This window comes from Alteromonas sp. ALT199 (assembly GCF_018619335.1).
GTDB lineage: Bacteria > Pseudomonadota > Gammaproteobacteria > Enterobacterales > Alteromonadaceae > Alteromonas.
This window is the reverse complement of record NZ_JAHHDX010000084.1, coordinates 1-16,615: the sequence shown is the minus strand read 5'-3', so window position 1 is coordinate 16,615 and position 16,615 is coordinate 1. Positions and strand designations below refer to the sequence as shown.

The following is a 16,615-nucleotide window of genomic DNA, read 5'->3' as shown; positions in this document are numbered from 1 at the left end:
TTAATCCTCAGAATGTTTGGATGACTGATAGCCCCATCTTGCGACAAGAGACTGCTCAATACCTAGGTGGTCTAGTATGCGCGCTACCACAAAATCTACCAAATCGTCGATAGTCTTGGGGTTGTGATAAAAACCAGGCGCTGCGGGCATTATGGTAGCGCCCATTTGTGAAAGCTTAAGCATATTTTCTAAATGAATAGACGAAAGCGGCATTTCACGTGGCACTAAAATAAGTTGGCCTCGTTCTTTTAGCACTACATCTGCCGCGCGCTCAATAAGGTTATCGCTAGCGCCAATACTAATGGCAGACAGAGTGCCTGTTGAGCACGGGCACACCACCATTTTAGCCGGCGCGGCCGAGCCTGAAGCTACCGGTGAAAACCATTCTTCTTTACCAAACACTTTTATTTGGTCGGGTTTAGCATTGCAGTGCTCGGTAAAAAACGCGGCTGCGTCTTCGGGGCGACCTGGAATTTTTACGTTCTCTTCAGTGGCAAATACCACCTTGGCCGCTGAAGAGATAAGTACGTAAACTTGATAGTCTGCATTAACCAGCGATTGCAGTAGTGTTAGGGCGTAAGGTGCGCCAGATGCACCTGTAATAGCAAGCGTGACTTGCTTGTCGTGTTTCATTTTATAGCCTCTGTAGATAACCAGCCTTGCGGCTTGCCTATCGAATATAACGTCGTTTTTATTTTATCTATTTTTAAAGTTTGGACTTCATTTTCAAAGCGTCGAGAATGCGGCTGTGAATACCTTCAAAGCCGCCGTTACTCATTACAAGAATATGATCGCCCGGTTGTGCTACGTTACAAACGTCTTGAACGATCTTCTCTACATCTCTGAAGCAGTGAGTAGGTGCATTGCTGTGTGCTACAGAATCGACTAGCGACCAATCCATGCCTTCAGGCTCATAAAGGTAAACCTCATCGGCTTTCTGCCATGAATTTGCCAGCGTATCTTTGTGTACGCCCATTTTCATTGTATTCGAGCGTGGCTCAAGTACGGCCAAAATACGTGCATTGCCTACTTTTTTGCGCAACCCGTCTAGCGTAGTTGCTATTGCAGTAGGGTGATGTGCAAAATCGTCATAAAGGGTAATGTTGTTTACTTCACCTTTTACTTCCATGCGGCGCTTAACATTCTTAAAAAAAGATAAAGCTGCTATGGCGTCGGGTAAAGTAACCCCTGCATGATGGGCTGCGGCAATGGCCATTAAGGCGTTGTCTACATTGTGTTGACCTACCAGCGACCAGGTTACGGTACCGGCTATAACGCCGTTATGTAAGACGCTGAATTCACTACCGTCTTTTTTTAGCAGCTCAGCATGCCATTCTTTGCCCAGTGATTGTCGAGAAGACCAACAGCCTCTCTTTAGCATATCTTCAATGGCAGGCGTACTGTTTGGCGTAAGAATAAGGCCGTTTTCAGGCACCATACGGACCAGATGATGGAACTGGGTTTGTATAGCTGCAAGGTCAGCAAAAATATCTGCATGGTCAAATTCAAGGTTGTTGATAACCAGGGTTTTTGGACGGTAATGAACAAACTTAGAGCGTTTATCAAAAAATGCGCTGTCGTATTCGTCGGCTTCAATTACAAAAAAGGGGCTTTCGCCCACGCGAGCCGATACGCCAAAGTTTTCTGGAACACCGCCAATCAAATAACCAGGGTTTAGACCAGCGTGTTCTAGAATCCACGCCACCATGCTGCTGGTTGTCGTTTTACCGTGGGTACCAGATAAACCAATAACCCAACGATCTTTCAGCAAATTATCTAACAGCCATTGTGGGCCGCTGGTGTAAGGTAAATTACGGTTTAGCACGTACTCTACCGCCGGGTTACCGCGCGACATGGCGTTACCAATTACTACCATATCTGGTGCGGGATCAAATTGGCTTTCGCAATAGCCTTCCGTAAGCTCGATGCCTAGCGCTTCAAGCTGGGAGCTCATAGGAGGATAAACGTTTTTATCTGAGCCTGTAACCTTGTGGCCTAGTGATTTGACAATGGCGGCGATGCCACCCATAAAACTTCCACAAATGCCTAAAATATGTACATGCATAGCGCATTCTCGGTGATTTATCATATTATTGGGGTACTGTATCAGAACCCTACGACTGATAGATAATTCAATTTTCATCGAATAATAGTGGCCGCCAGCCTTTGTTTAGAGCAAACATTTGAATATTCGCAGCTTTCAAACTGGTATGGTGTGTGAATGACTTTTTGATGGTGTGTTCCACTTAACCAAGAACACGGTTACAATCTAACCACAGGTTTAAAACCTGGGTGCTCCAGAACAAAGCCAGTAAGGAAAGCTGAGCGACTGGTAGCACAACACCCTACACATAAAAAAAGGCTTACATTCAATGAAACGTTTAAACTCTCAATTGCAACAAGACGGTGCACCGCTTGAGTTAATCTTGCTTATTCGTACACTGCTAGCGGGTTGTAAAGAAATATCTTTCCGCGTGAGTCAAGGCGCACTTGCTGGCGTGCTCGGTTCTACCCTTTCGGAAAACGTACAGGGCGAAACACAGAAAAAGCTCGACGTTATCTCTAACCACATCCTAAAAGACACGCTAAGGGAATCGGGTTACGTTAAAGCCATTTCGTCTGAAGAAGAAGACGATGTTGTTCCGTGCAATGCAGAAGGGAATTACTTAGTAAGCTTTGACCCGCTAGATGGCTCGTCAAACACCGAGATTAATAGCCTAATTGGTACTATTTTCTCTATTACCCATGCCCCGCAGTGGATGAAGCCAGACGACCCATCTGCTTTCTTGCAGCCAGGTACACAAATGGTTGCAGCAGGTTATGTGCTGTACGGCCCGTCTACGATGTTGGCACTGACCACAGGTCGCGGCACGCATATTTATACTCTTGATAAAACTCACGGTGGCTTCCTACTTACTCACCCGAATATTCAAGTACCAGAACAAACGTCTGAATTCTCAATTAACGCGTCTAACCAGCGTCATTGGGAACCTGCAATGCAAGCATATATCGCCGACTTATTAGCGGGTAAAGAAGGCCCTCGTGGAAAAGACTTCAACATGCGCTGGGTGGCGGCAATGGTGGGTGATATTCACCGTTTACTTTGTCGTGGCGGCATCTTTATGTATCCGTTTGATAAAAGAGACCCGTCAAAACCAGGTAAATTGCGTTTGCTTTATGAAGCCAATCCAATGGCTTTTTTAATGGAGCAGGCGGGTGGTAAAGCAGAAACCGGTGCAGGCCGAATTTTAGAAGTTATGCCTGAAGAAATTCATCAGCGTGTACCTTGCATTATTGGCTCTAAAGACGAAGTTGATATGTGTTTAAGCTATAACGATAACGCGGAATAGCTAACAAATGGCCTTTTAAGGCCATTTGTTGTTTAAAAAGCAGCAAAATTTAACGAAAAATAAAGAGATTAGTACGACATGGGTCGTAAAGCGTTTTTATTTTGCTGCTGTCACCGTATACTTAACCCAAAATTTCTTATATATCATTGAAAGGACCAAAGAATGAGCTTAAGTGCTATTTCTGCTGGTAAAAATGTACCAGACGAAGTAAATGTGATCATCGAAATTCCAGCACACGCTGACCCGGTGAAGTACGAAGTAGACAAAGACACAGGTGCGCTATTTGTTGACCGTTTCATGGCAACTTGCATGCACTACCCAACTAATTACGGTTACGTGAACAACACCTTGTCTGAAGACGGTGACCCAGTTGACGTACTAGTAATGACACCGTTCCCACTACTTGCGGGTTCTGTCATTAAGTGTCGTCCAGTTGGCGTGCTAAACATGACTGACGAGTCTGGTAAAGATGCAAAAGTACTAGCGGTACCAGTAGACAAGCTTTCTACTATCTATCGCGATGTTAAAGAAATTGCAGACGTACCTCCACTTCTTCTTAAGCAAATTGAGCACTTCTTCGAGCACTATAAAGATCTTGAAGAAGGCAAGTGGGTGAAGATTGACGGTTGGGCAGACACTGCTGCTGCAAAAGAAGAAATTACCGCAAGCATCGCGCGTTTCGAAGCAGAATAATTCACGCTGCTTTAAATTGATGATACAAAGGGCTGGTGTAATACCAGCCCTTTTTGTATGTGGCTAAAAAGTGAAGATTGAAAACAAAAAGCAAAAGCCGATACAAAAAAAAGCGAACAAAATACTCAACGATAGAGAGCAGTATGACTTACCTGAAATTATCCGTGACCTCATTATTTGCAGTACTTATGATGGTTGTAACTTTCAACGCTATTGCAGATGAGGCGTCGGTTAAAACACCTGTCAACGATCCTGTAGAAGTTTATTGGGAAGACCTTGTGCCCGAGGGATTTAATGAGCTTGCACCTCCTTCTGTTCAACACAATGGTGAGATGAGCCAGCTTCAACCTGACGCCCCAGTAGTCGATACCTTTGACGGGAAGCGCGTGAAAATTCCGGGGTTTGTTGTGCCGCTAGAAGGTACCGCTGAGCTTACCACCGAGTTCTTACTTGTTCCTTATTTTGGCGCCTGTATTCACGTACCACCGCCACCGTCTAATCAAATTGTGTACGTGAAATTTGAGGAAGGTGTGCGAATAGATAATATCTACGACGCGATATGGGTAACCGGCGAACTGTCGACTGACGGCTGGAAAGGCGATATCGCATCTGTAGGTTACCGTTTGAAAGGTGAGGCGGTCGAGGGGTTCTAGTGGTAGCCTTGAATGTACAATCACGCTAAAGAAGGTTACCTCTACTATCTCAAGTGTCGCGGCGAGCTGAATAGAGACATCGCATAGGTGATGGGTTAACGTTAGGGAACATTTAGCGTTTTAAAAAAAAGGACATCAGGTGTTTACAGGGCTATCAGCGTTTCCCATTACCCCATTTAAGCAAGAGGCTATCGACTACAAAGCGTTTCAAGGGCTTGTTGATAATTTAGCCTCAGCTAACGTAGATTCAATTTGCGCTATTGGCTCTACCGGGCTGTATCCTTACCTAACGCGAGAAGAAAAGTACAACGTCGTAAAGCACGCCGTTAACCACGCACAAGGCATTCCCGTTATGGCAGGCGTTGGGGCACTTCGTACCTATGACGTGCTAAAAAACGTTGAAGCTGTTCAGCAAGCAGGTGTTAATGCTGTGCTGTTAGCGCCAGTTTCCTATCAAGTGCTTAACGAAGAAGAAGTGTATGGTCTTTATGAAGCCGTTAGCCGTGAAGTATCTGTCCCTATCTGCGTATACGAAAACCCACGAGTCACTAATTTTACCTTTAGCGATGAATTATATCGCCGCATAGGGCAACTACCGAATATTGGGGCGATTAAAATACCCGGTACGCCATTTGGCAAAAGCGCAGATGATGGTAGTGTTAGTGACGGTGTGCGCCGATTAGCATCATTACGAGAGATAATGCCTGCAGACGTTGCCATAGGCGTTAGCGGAGATAGCTTTGGCGCAGCTGGAATGATTGAAGGTTGCGACCTTTGGCTTTCTGTTATTGGGGGAATATTCCCGCGAACTGTAATGCGCATAATCGACGCCGCTCGGTCTGGTAATGCTGTTGATGCACAAGCACAGTCACAAGCCTTAAGCGGAATATGGAATATGTTTGCACGAAATGGCGGCGGCTTACGTGTGGTTGCAGCCGCGGCAGAAATTTTGGGCTATTGTGAAACGCCTAGCTTGCCTGCACCCTTCTTACCTATCGACAAGAACGAGTACGGCGAGCTAGAACAGATTATTGGGCTGTTATCGTTGAGTTAGTGGCAACTAGCCTTGCGTATAAATTTGTTCAGCGCGGTTAAACAAAAGCCACGACGTTAAAATGTACTTGTCGTTACTTTTTGGAATTTGGCCGCGGTGTGTATGAGTAAAATAAGCGGGGGCAATTACCATTCTGCCTGCTTTGGGTTTAACCGCACGGTTTTGGTAGTAAAATTCTGTCTCGCCGCCTTCTTCCACATCGTTTAAGTAGTACATAAACAGCAATACGCGGTGCAGCGCATCGTTATGTTGAAGCTGCGGGTACACTTCTGAGTGCCAGTAGGGGTAGCCACCGTTGCCCGCAGTGTATCGCTGTGCATTAACATCGCCTACACGGAATAGGTAGTTAACCAGGTTGGCTAAATTTGGCTTACCCACTTCTTCAAAATTCTCCCCAGTTACTTTTACCGGCTCGCCGGTTTTGGGGTGACGCACGGTTAAGCCAATAGGCCCAACAAGCGCAAAATAGTATTTTTCGATATAGGCAACCAGCTGTTTTCCAGTGTACTGCATTACTTGCTGGAATAAGTCTTTGAATTCCGGGCTTCGGCTTATCGACACATCCATGCTGCGTTTTTTATCTAGGTCAACGCCACCACCGGTGCGACCTTGGCTCAAATTAGGGCTGCTTTCAAAGCGCGCCATAAGCTGCGAGCACAGCTCAGGTGGTAAAACATCATCAATAACTTCAATTAAATCGCTCATGGATACCTCGTGCTGCGCTTTATTACTTAGTGGGTAGCTCTTTAAAATGTGACTGTAGTTCCGACTTCACATTATCTGGAATAGGCGCAGAGCGCTGTGTTTTGTAGTCAAAATGCACCATGGTGGTAACGCCAGTTGAGCATAGCTTGTCGTCTTGCCATAACTCTTGAAACACGTCGAATGCACTGTTGCCTAGCCGGCTAATGTAGGTTTTAACCGTCACAGGTTTGCCATAGAAAATTTGCGCTAAAAAGTCGACCTTGTAGCTGGCTAAAATTAGCGGCCAGTTTTGTAAGTCTAGCTCAGGCGTAAACATTCTGAAAATGGGCTCTCTGGCTGCTTCAAACCACGCAACTAGTGCCGTATTACTAACATGTTGTAAGGCATCGGTTTCGCAAAAACGCACGTCAAAAGAAGTGATAAGTGGTGCTGTATTACTCATAATTATTTGTAGGCATTGTTATAAGTTTAAATCCTACTCTAGCATTATGGGCAGGAGTTTTCAGTAAGCCCTTGTGTAAGCGATTGTGTTTAAGGCAAATCGTTGTGTTTTGATTAGCTTACAGGGGGTGTGCCGTTAGGTTCTTTTGCATTACAATCCGCTTCTAACTTTTTGAGCGAACATACTATGACTGCGATTGGGATTGACTACGGTACATCAAATTCTGAGGTTGTGTATTTTGATGGAACGGCCCATCAGCACATCAAACTTGACCCGCTAGATAAGAAGGGCAATAAAATTCGTTCTTCGGTGTTCATCTACTTTGAAGATGAACTGCCGCCGCCTCCTGATGCTATGGTGGAAGCGAAAGTTGCGCAGTTACAGCGAGTGATCAGCGAACAGATAGACAAAGCCAAAGACGGCTATTACTCGGCAAAAGACCCGAAAGAGCAGGCAATGTATAGCAGCCGAATCGACTCGCTGCGTGGTGACCTGCATAACAAGCCAGCTCTTCAACGCAAAGCGATTCAGCAGTTAATGCACGCTATGTCGCTAGACGAAATTCCTTTGCTGCGTTTGGTAGAGCACGGCAAGTTTGCATTTGGTGAAGAGGGTTTTAGACGCTTTCTTAAAATGCCCGACAAAGGCCGACTTATCTATTCACCCAAGAACTTTCTAGGTGCTTCGCTAGATGGCGACCAGAAACAGGCATTCATCGGCATTATCGCCAAGCAGCTTGCTTACTTTAAAGAGTGTGCCGAACAGCAGCTAGGCAAGGTGGTAAACAATGCTGTTATCGGCAGACCTGTTAAGTTTCACGGTACCCGCGGTGAAGAAGGCAACGTCCAAGCCATTCAAATCATGACTGAAGCTGCGAACCAAGCTGGTTTTTCTAAGGTTAACTTCTTAGATGAACCTATTGCAGCGGCGTATAAAATTGAACAGACCTTGCCAAGAGATACCACTACGCTAATTGTTGATATTGGTGGTGGGACAACAGATATTTGCTGTATAGAGCTTTCGCCGGAGCGCTCTAATCAACTTGACCGCAAAGACGATGTGCTAGCGGTAACAGGCAGACGTTTAGGCGGCATGGACTGTGATAAAAGCTTGGTTCTTAAAGGCATTGCCCCAGAAATGGGTATGGGCCTTAAAATGATTAACGGGCTACCCGTTCCGCCTACTTATTTTTCTGATATGTGCGCTGTTGACAACATTCCAGCGCTTACGCGCTTTTTCTCTGATGACTACGGGTTAGATATTTCTCAAACTATGTCGGTAATTAAAGAGCCTGCTCAGCTAGAACGCTTGCTTATTGTGCAAGAAAACAAGTTGTCTGCTCGAGTAGTAAACTCAGCGAGATTGGCCAAAGAACTACTTTCAAGCAAGCAGAATATTACGCTGCCACTTCACTATATTGAAGACGACTTTGACGTAGAGATTTCACAAGACTCACTTAAAAAGGCGTTAAAACCTTGGCTAGATAAAGTGAAAGCGTTAGTGGTGGAATGTTTGGAAAACAGCAGTGAAAAACCAGAAGTGGTGATGATAACCGGGGGGATGAGTTTATCGCCTATCGTGGTTGATGCGCTGTATGAAAAACTGCTTACAGGTTTACCACGGTTAGAGAATGACGCGTTTAATTCAGTGTGCGAAGGGCTAGCGATTCAAGCAGCTAAGCACGCTTAACCTTTTCTATTTTGTTTCAGGTATGAAAAACACTAAGCCTTAGCGCAGTAAAATAGACTACGCTAAGGCTTTTTTAATTAGTGCTTAAGAATATTGTGTTCTTTCAAATAAACTGCGATAGCCTCTGGCGACTCGAAAGCATTTAACAGCATTTCTTGTGCGCGCGCTTTTACATCGTTATCTTCAGACGATGAAAGTAAGTGGTACCAAGTCTTAACTAAGGCTAGTGGTGGCGTTTGAGTCATTGGGTTTCGCTCCAGCAATTCTTACTGCAAAATTCACATAAATCATCGTAACGTATGATTTGCCAAAACAAGCTCTGACCAGCATGAAAAAACGTGTAAATAAACGTCAACGCGCACTTTTTACAAGCTGCCGTGTAAATTACACAGCAGCTTACAAGAAGAAGTCGTGCGCTTAACGCCTACGAATTTACATCTAAACAGGCTCAAGCTTGCGTGAGCATGGGTTTCAGGAATCGTCCTGTATGTGAAACTTCTTGTTCTGCCACATGCTCTGGTGTTCCTTCTGCAATAATCTGGCCACCTCCGGATCCGCCTTCAGGTCCAAGGTCGACAATCCAGTCTGCGGTTTTAATCACATCCAGGTTATGCTCAATAACCACAACGGTATTACCGTGATCGCGTAGTCGGTGAAGTACGGCTAATAACTGCTTAATATCGTGGAAGTGCAAACCTGTAGTCGGCTCATCCAAGATATAAAGTGTTTGCCCAGTGTCTCTTTTTGATAACTCTTTCGCCAACTTAACCCGCTGCGCTTCACCACCAGATAACGTGGTGGCCGCTTGCCCCAGTCGGATATAAGACAAACCCACATCCATTAGTGTTTGTAACTTGCGTGAAATAGCCGGAATGGCATCAAAGAACTGACGGGCGTCTTCCACGGTCATTTCTAATACTTCGTGAATGTTCTTATCTTTGTATTTTATCTCTAAAGTTTCACGGTTATAGCGTTTGCCCTGACATACATCACAAGGCACGTAAACGTCTGGTAAAAAGTGCATTTCTACTTTGATAACACCATCGCCCTGACACGCTTCACAGCGCCCGCCCTTCACGTTAAAGCTAAAGCGGCCAGGTTTATAACCCCGTGAACGTGACTCTTGTGTGCCTGCAAACATTTCACGAATAGGAGTGAAAATGCCAGCGTAAGTCGCAGGGTTAGAACGCGGTGTTCTACCAATTGGGCTTTGGTCAATATCTACCACTTTGTCGAGTTCATCTAACCCCGTCATCGACTTATGCGGTGCAGGTTCAGAAGTAGTCGCTTTGTTTAGTTCGCGCTGCGCAATTTTGTAGAAGGTGTCGTTAATCAGCGTTGATTTACCCGAGCCAGACACACCTGTTACGCAGGTCATCACACCCGTAGGGATACGTAAATCTACGGATTGCAAATTGTTACCAGTAGCGCCTAAAAGCTCTAACCACTTATCCTCTTTAACTGGCGTGCGGTTAGCAGGTATATCTATTTTCTCTCTACCAGATAGGTATTTTCCGGTAAGTGAGTCTTCACTGTTTTTAATGTCTTCCAGCGAACCTTCGGCAATAATTTCACCACCGTGTACACCAGCACCCGGGCCAATATCCACAATGTAATCGGCTTCACGTATCGCATCTTCATCGTGCTCAACCACTAATACCGTATTACCTAGGTCGCGCAAGCGCGTAAGAGTGCCGAGTAATCGTTCGTTATCGCGTTGATGAAGACCAATGGACGGTTCATCGAGGACGTACATTACGCCAACAAGACCTGCGCCAATTTGACTTGCTAGTCGAATTCGCTGGGCTTCACCACCTGATAGCGTGTCGGCGCTACGCGACATAGAAAGATAGTTAAGGCCCACATTCACCAAGAAACTTAAGCGGTCCATAATTTCTTTTAAAATCTTTTCAGCTATTTGCGCTCGCTGGCCTTCCAGACTCAATGATTCGAAGAAGCTGAACGCATCTGCAATCGACATTTCTGCGATAGCAGGCAGGTTGGTGTCTTGTATAAATACATTGCGCGCTTCAACCCGCAAACGTGCGCCGTTACAACTGCTACAGTGTTGTTGGCTTAAATATTTTGCTAGCTCTTCACGTACTGAATTCGACTCGGTTTCGCGATAACGACGCTCCATATTAGGGATTATGCCCTCAAATGGATGTTTGCGTTCCATCACGTCGCCGCGCTCGTTTATGTACTTAAACGACAGCGACTTGCCTTTAGACCCGTAAAGCACAATGTCTTTGTGCTTTTTATCAAGTTCCTCAAACGGCGCAGTAAGACTAAATTTGTAATGATCTGCTACCGCTTGCAGCATTTGGAAATAGTAGTAGCTACGTTTGTCCCATCCTCGAATCGCGCCACCAGAAAGACTTAATTCGGTATTACCGACCACGCGTGCCGGATCAAAGAACTGTCTTGTACCTAGCCCGTCACAGGTGGGGCAGGCACCTGCCGGGTTATTAAATGAAAACAAACGCGGTTCTAGTTCGCTAATGCTGTAACCACAGTGAGGGCAAGCAAAGTTGGCAGAAAACACAATTTCTTCCGCGTCTTTGTCGTCCATATCAGCTACAACAGCGTTACCACCAGCAAGGCTTAGTGCTGTTTCAAATGATTCTGATAAACGCAGTGCCATGTCTTCACGCACTTTAAAGCGGTCGACCACGACTTCAATGGTATGTTTCTTGTGTAAGTCCAGCGGTGGAGGATCGGATAAGTCGCAAACCTCACCATCAATACGCGCGCGAATGAAGCCTTGTGCTGACAGGTTCTGCAGTGTCTTAACGTGCTCACCTTTACGCTCTTTAACGATGGGCGCAAGTAGCATCAGCTTACTGCCTTCTGGCATAGCTAACACTCTGTCTACCATTTGACTAACCGTCTGCGCATCTAGCGGCACATCGTGCTCGGGGCAACGTGGCGTGCCAACGCGGGCGAACATTAGACGCAGGTAGTCGTAAATTTCAGTGATGGTACCCACGGTGGAGCGGGGGTTGTGCGACGTTGATTTCTGTTCAATGGATATTGCAGGTGACAAGCCCTCAATATGATCAACATCAGGTTTTTCCATCATAGAAAGAAACTGACGCGCGTAGGCAGACAAAGACTCAACGTAACGACGTTGACCTTCCGCATAAAGCGTGTCGAATGCAAGAGACGATTTACCCGAACCAGAAAGGCCGGTTATCACCACCAGTTTGTCTCGTGGCAGTGTTAAATCGATGTTTTTCAAGTTGTGGGTGCGAGCACCGCGAATTTCGATTTTATCCATTGAAGCCTAAATGAGAGAAAAAGAATCAGTATGCCATAGGTGTCAAGTAAAGTGATATGACATTCAAGTTATACTGTGAGTGGAGTAAGCAGATCACCTTACGGGCATAAGCTTACGATTAGATCTAACGGTACGACATTGCAAAATGGTGATTTTATCCCCACTTTTAAACCCCTATGAAAACAAAAGGGCTAAATCAACTTCTGAAGGGCGATTTTAAAATGTCCGTACTCTTTGTTGTGTCACCTTAATGTAGAACCACTATACCTGCGGTAACACGCCGCGATTACGAACATTTCAAGTCTCGCTGAGTGGGTAATTATCCATGCGGACTGGTATTATGCTACACTTCGCGACCTTATTCTCAATGCTGCAGAAACAGGTGTTCTCTGCGCGCTTTTACGTTTTTATGATTTGATTTATTGAGGGAAACAGACGCTTTGAACGCTTTGGAATTACGCGCCGCGCTTGCACTCGCCTCCGTTTACGTATTACGCATGATGGGTTTGTTCATGGTTATGCCGGTATTGGCCGTAGCCGCCATGGACTATCCAGATTATTCGCCGTTACTTGTAGGGCTTGCTGTGGGTGGATATGGCTTAACCCAAGCCGCGCTGCAAATTCCCATGGGCATGATGTCTGACAAATGGGGGCGTAAACCCGTTATTTTGATGGGTCTTGCTGTATTTGCACTAGGCAGCTTTGTGGCGGCCAATGCCGACAGCATGGTCATGATGATTTTTGGGCGTATTCTTCAAGGTGCAGGCGCGATTGCTGGTGCAATTATGGCGCTAGCGACCGATGTAAGCCGAGAAAGTCAGCGAGCTAAAGTGTTAGCTATCATAGGCATAGCCATTGGCTTTTCGTTCTATTTAGCCGTAATTGTAGGGCCGCTTATTGCTAACAGCTATGGTCTAGCAGGTGTGTTTGGCGTTACTGGCATTCTGGCCATTCTATGTATTCCGTTGGTTAAATGGGTAGTGCCAAACGGTGTGCAACTTAGTAGCGGCGATACTCTTCCGCAAAAAGACCAGCTAAAGCGTTTAATTTTTTCTTCTCAGTTATGGCGTTTAAACGTCAGCGTAATGCTTCTTCATATGTTAATAACGCTGCTGTTTGTGCAATTGCCCGTAACTTTACTTAACTTCGACATGGCACTAGATAGCCACTGGACTATTTATCTGCCGGTGCTAGGCGCGTCAATTGTTGGTCTTATCATTATGATGGGAGCTGCAAGAGGCCGTACCCCAAAATCACTTCTTGTAACCGGTGTGGTGCTAATGGGCGGCGCATTTTTAGCGCTTAGCTTAGAAGACCACAGCTGGTGGTGGGTGACGGCAGCGGTCGTACTCTTCTTTACTGGCTTCAATTATTTAGAAGCGAATTTCCCTGCTTTAGTGTCAAGTATTGCTCCTGCAGGACAAAAAGGAACGGCCATGGGGCTTTACGCCAGTTTTCAGTTTTTTGGTGCGTTTTTAGGCGGTGTGATTTCAGGATTAGTGACTGACATATGGTCGCAAGAGTTTGCTTATGGAATTGGTGCGGCTAGTACCCTGCTATGGCTTTTCATTATTTTTGGTGTGAAAGAAGTGAGCCGAGTTAAGCGCGTAATGATGAACGCAAAGTTTGATAGTTCAAAAGCTTCTACTATTAAATCAAATTTAATGTTAGTACCAGGTGTACTGGAAGTGACTTTAAACGGTCAAAATAATGCGGTATATCTTAAAGTAGACCGTGACTTTGACGCGGTAAAAGCGCGAGATGTGTTGTCAGCATAACAAGAGCGGTGCATTAAAACTCTCAAAGATTAATACCATACAATTTTGAAAAGGAAGTGAGCACCATGATTGACCTAAGCAGTTATAAAGCCATTATTTTTGACATGGATGGCACTTTGGTTGATTCAATGGGCGCGCATATTGATGCCTGGCAGCTGACCTGCGATGCCTTTAGCTATCCCTTTGACCGGGATTATCAATACAGTCTAGGTGGGGTTCCTACCTTTGAAACTGTTCATCTTATGAATGCCAAGTATGGTAAAAGCCATGAACCAGCAGAAGTCGCCTTATATAAAAAACAGGCTTTTGAAGGGCTAGACCATGTACCAACGCTTATTCAAGATACCCTAGACGTGTTCAATCACTACAGAGGAAGTATGCCTATTGCTGTAGGCACGGGTTCAGATAGGCAGCATGCGAAATGGGTGCTAAATGAGCATGGGTTATTAGAGCAATTATCAGCGCTGGTAACAGCAGATGATGTGACCAATGGTAAGCCACATCCTGAAACCTTTGTGCGTGCCGCTGAATTAATGGACGTAGCTCCACAACATTGTGTGGTATTCGAGGATACCGAGATGGGCAAAAAAGCGGCCATTGATGGCGGTATGGCCTGCTTTATGATCGATAACACGCGGCTTATCTACTAAAGGTATTTCGTGAATTAAGCAGTGAGCTTAACCCATTCTGTCGCCAGTAATAAGATTAAAGCACTCATCGTGAGTGCTTTATTAAGTTAAACCGCCTCTAGTTCACTTAGCGCATCTCCGCAGTTGTGCAAGAGTGAAGATTTTATGCGTTTGGTGGCATCATCAATGGCAGTTTTCATAGCATCAATGGCAATTTGATTACTCTCTTCTTCATCAGTATTCACGTTCATGCTTCTACCTTTAAAAACAGTAACCGGTGAATACGCTTCTGCATAAGCTGGCTTGAACCTAACTTCAAGTACGACAGTAGCAACCATATTGCTCCCTAGGCTTTTCACGAAAGCGCGGTTAAGCACAACTTTCACGCTATTACTTGCGTCAATGTTCGGGCTTACATTCATATTTTCTAAGCTTTGCTGTAGCAGCGCATAAAGGGTATCTTCAGCTACACTACTATTTCCTACCAACAAGTCTTTGCTGGACCGAGTATCGACAAGTTCCGCTAAGTTTACCGGGCAAGCCTTCGCCTTAGACATATTCAGTCGATAATCGGCCTTTTGTGACTCGGGTATTAAAGAAGTGTCCAATTCAGGTGGGGTAGACTCACAGGCGACAAGCAATGGTAGAGTGCAGCAGGCAATAAATAATCGTGCTGGTGGCATTACGCGAGGTAAAGAAAATATTCTACTTTGCATTATTTTAACTTGGTTCGTGTAGATGGTTTATGGAAGTAATGTAGACTCAAGTATAAGGAAGTTTGTATTGCTAAGAAATAGAACAACTGTTGCAAACTGTTACAGCTTGTTTAGCATAGGTAAGGGACTGTTTATTTTGCTGTACGGATTTTTGGTCAGCGACACGACCATTAAGCTTAAATAACCTGAATATAAATTTCGCCATAACCATTCAACATGGACAGTTCTTAAATGATGATCGTTAAAAACGCTATAATTACTGTAGTAGCAAGTGTTTCACTATTAGGGTGTGCGATTAACGTATCTCCTTCGGCCTTCTTTTATCAAGACTCTCAACAAAAGCCCCTTGATACCACAAAGCTGCACGCGGCCATTCAAAAAGATAAAACCTCAGCCGGCATCACCCGTGTTGAAGTTAAAAGTGAAGATGGATTAACCCTAAGAGGTGTTGCCGTTTCATACCCTGACCCTATCGTTAATATTGTTTTCTTTGCAGACAACCGTATGCCGGTGAGCGAGAATAACAGTATTATTCACAGGCTAGGGCAACTGCCCGCTAATATTTTATGGCTCGATTATCAGGGGGTAGGGGCAAGTGATAAGGCAAAAAATTTGAGTATAAACGCTATAAAACAAGACGCGTTAACTCAGTTCGATTATGTTGAAAATGCTTTTGATGCCTCGCTTCCCACCATAGTGCATGGGCGCGGTATAGGCAGTTATTTTGCAAGTTATGTCGCTGCCAATCGAAACATTGATGCACTGGTCCTAGACGGAGCTTTTAACAACATATCTGATTTGATTGCTAATATGGTACCAGGGTTCTCTAATTCATTTACCAATATGAAGCTTCACGACGAGGTCCACAGTATGCAGATTGCGCCTATTCTTCGTCACTATGAGGGCCCGCTGTGGTTGTTGGTAGGTGAGCAAGACAAGATAACCCCTTATCCAATCAGTCAACAGTTGCTAGAAGATGCCTCAAGTAGCGAGAAATACATTTCAGTCATTCCGGGAGCTACGCACAACGCGACGCTAAAAAGCGACTATGCTATTGAGCAGTACAATCAATTTCTAGCGAGATTTACTCAATAAGCTTAACTTATTCACTGTGGATAAGTAGTGGAAAACCTTGTTGGTAAGTCTGTTAATAGCCATATAGGACAACAGATCACGATCTTGCTGCCACTTTCTGGTCGGATCACGAAATACCAGTTAATTCAAGTGCTGTAGAGCTATCATCGCCGATCTTTATGTTTTTTGATCGTAACGGTACGAAGGATCAAGCAATTTTCCGAATTGGGGATAAAAGTCTTGAGGAAAATGATCAAGCGAGTATTTTTGTCAATAGTTTCGTGTCATAAAATTTTTAGAATACAGTTGCATAGTAAAACATCGAAAGGCGATTAATCTCCCTTCAAACAGACTTATAACTGATTAAATAAAATACCCGCCGATGGCGGGTATTCATTTTGTGTTCTGTCTAACTATTTCAGATATGGGAAGACTATACTCTAACTACTGAATCTCGTTTCACTACGGTAGGGGTATACTTAAAAGTTAGGCCTTCTTCTGGTTTACTTCCCGACGCGTACTTTAATGCTAACTCTGCAGCTTTTGCTGCCA

General features: G+C 44.9%; 15 protein-coding genes. 8 read left to right on the top strand and 7 right to left on the bottom strand.

Annotated elements, in window-relative coordinates:
* Nucleotides 1-633 (bottom strand): flavin prenyltransferase UbiX, encoded by a 633-nt coding sequence (locus tag KL866_RS08295; RefSeq protein ID WP_025256961.1) that lies wholly within the window; start codon nt 631-633, stop codon nt 1-3.
* A gap of 73 nt (nt 634-706) precedes the next feature.
* Nucleotides 707-2,065 carry a UDP-N-acetylmuramate:L-alanyl-gamma-D-glutamyl-meso-diaminopimelate ligase gene (gene mpl / locus KL866_RS08290; protein ID WP_214994565.1) on the bottom strand — a complete coding sequence of 453 codons (1,359 nt, stop codon included), beginning with the start codon at nt 2,063-2,065 and terminating at the stop codon, nt 707-709.
* Nucleotides 2,066-2,372: 307 nt separating this feature from the next.
* On the opposite strand from mpl, the gene KL866_RS08285 reads away from it, so the two are divergent.
* From KL866_RS08285 to KL866_RS08270, 4 genes are all read left to right on the top strand, one after another.
* Nucleotides 2,373-3,350 (top strand): class 1 fructose-bisphosphatase, encoded by a 978-nt coding sequence (locus tag KL866_RS08285; RefSeq protein ID WP_025256959.1) that lies wholly within the window; start codon nt 2,373-2,375, stop codon nt 3,348-3,350.
* 162 nt (nt 3,351-3,512) lie between these two features.
* Nucleotides 3,513-4,043, top strand: coding sequence for an inorganic diphosphatase (ppa, locus tag KL866_RS08280; RefSeq protein ID WP_025256958.1), 531 nt, complete (start codon nt 3,513-3,515; stop codon nt 4,041-4,043).
* Nucleotides 4,044-4,186: 143 nt separating this feature from the next.
* Nucleotides 4,187-4,696 (top strand): DUF3299 domain-containing protein, encoded by a 510-nt coding sequence (locus KL866_RS08275; RefSeq protein WP_214994563.1) that lies wholly within the window; start codon nt 4,187-4,189, stop codon nt 4,694-4,696.
* A gap of 139 nt (nt 4,697-4,835) precedes the next feature.
* On the top strand, nt 4,836-5,750 hold the full coding sequence (locus tag KL866_RS08270) for a dihydrodipicolinate synthase family protein (protein ID WP_214994561.1): 915 nt from the start codon (nt 4,836-4,838) through the stop codon (nt 5,748-5,750).
* Nucleotides 5,751-5,756: 6 nt separating this feature from the next.
* Here KL866_RS08270 and KL866_RS08265 read toward each other — a convergent pair whose 3' ends face one another.
* Nucleotides 5,757-6,455 carry a 2OG-Fe(II) oxygenase gene (locus tag KL866_RS08265; protein WP_025256955.1) on the bottom strand — a complete coding sequence of 233 codons (699 nt, stop codon included), beginning with the start codon at nt 6,453-6,455 and terminating at the stop codon, nt 5,757-5,759.
* 22 nt (nt 6,456-6,477) lie between these two features.
* Nucleotides 6,478-6,897 (bottom strand): thioesterase family protein, encoded by a 420-nt coding sequence (locus KL866_RS08260; RefSeq protein WP_025256954.1) that lies wholly within the window; start codon nt 6,895-6,897, stop codon nt 6,478-6,480.
* Nucleotides 6,898-7,083: 186 nt separating this feature from the next.
* Here KL866_RS08260 and KL866_RS08255 point away from each other — a divergent pair, with 186 nt between their 5' ends.
* Nucleotides 7,084-8,586, top strand: a complete 1,503-nt coding sequence (locus KL866_RS08255; RefSeq protein WP_214994559.1) for an Hsp70 family protein — start codon at nt 7,084-7,086, stop codon at nt 8,584-8,586.
* 77 nt (nt 8,587-8,663) lie between these two features.
* Here KL866_RS08255 and KL866_RS08250 read toward each other — a convergent pair whose 3' ends face one another.
* Both KL866_RS08250 and uvrA read right to left on the bottom strand, forming a co-directional pair.
* On the bottom strand, nt 8,664-8,831 hold the full coding sequence (locus tag KL866_RS08250) for a hypothetical protein (RefSeq protein ID WP_025256952.1): 168 nt from the start codon (nt 8,829-8,831) through the stop codon (nt 8,664-8,666).
* 203 nt (nt 8,832-9,034) lie between these two features.
* Nucleotides 9,035-11,866 carry an excinuclease ABC subunit UvrA gene (uvrA, locus tag KL866_RS08245; RefSeq protein WP_025256951.1) on the bottom strand — a complete coding sequence of 944 codons (2,832 nt, stop codon included), beginning with the start codon at nt 11,864-11,866 and terminating at the stop codon, nt 9,035-9,037.
* A 440-nt stretch (nt 11,867-12,306) separates the two neighbouring features.
* Between uvrA and KL866_RS08240 the strand changes: the two genes are divergently transcribed.
* The gene (locus tag KL866_RS08240) at nt 12,307-13,644 is read left to right on the top strand and encodes an MFS transporter (RefSeq protein WP_025256950.1); all 1,338 of its coding nucleotides are present in this window, start codon (nt 12,307-12,309) and stop codon (nt 13,642-13,644) included.
* Between the two features lie 65 nt (nt 13,645-13,709).
* Nucleotides 13,710-14,294 (top strand): HAD family phosphatase, encoded by a 585-nt coding sequence (locus KL866_RS08235; RefSeq protein WP_025256949.1) that lies wholly within the window; start codon nt 13,710-13,712, stop codon nt 14,292-14,294.
* A gap of 86 nt (nt 14,295-14,380) precedes the next feature.
* Here KL866_RS08235 and KL866_RS08230 read toward each other — a convergent pair whose 3' ends face one another.
* Nucleotides 14,381-14,989: a hypothetical protein gene (locus tag KL866_RS08230; protein ID WP_251139919.1), complete on the bottom strand. Its 609-nt coding sequence runs from the start codon at nt 14,987-14,989 to the stop codon at nt 14,381-14,383.
* 231 nt (nt 14,990-15,220) lie between these two features.
* Here KL866_RS08230 and KL866_RS08225 point away from each other — a divergent pair, with 231 nt between their 5' ends.
* Nucleotides 15,221-16,084, top strand: coding sequence for an alpha/beta hydrolase (locus KL866_RS08225; protein ID WP_214994551.1), 864 nt, complete (start codon nt 15,221-15,223; stop codon nt 16,082-16,084).
* The last annotated feature ends 531 nt before the right edge of the window (nt 16,085-16,615 follow it).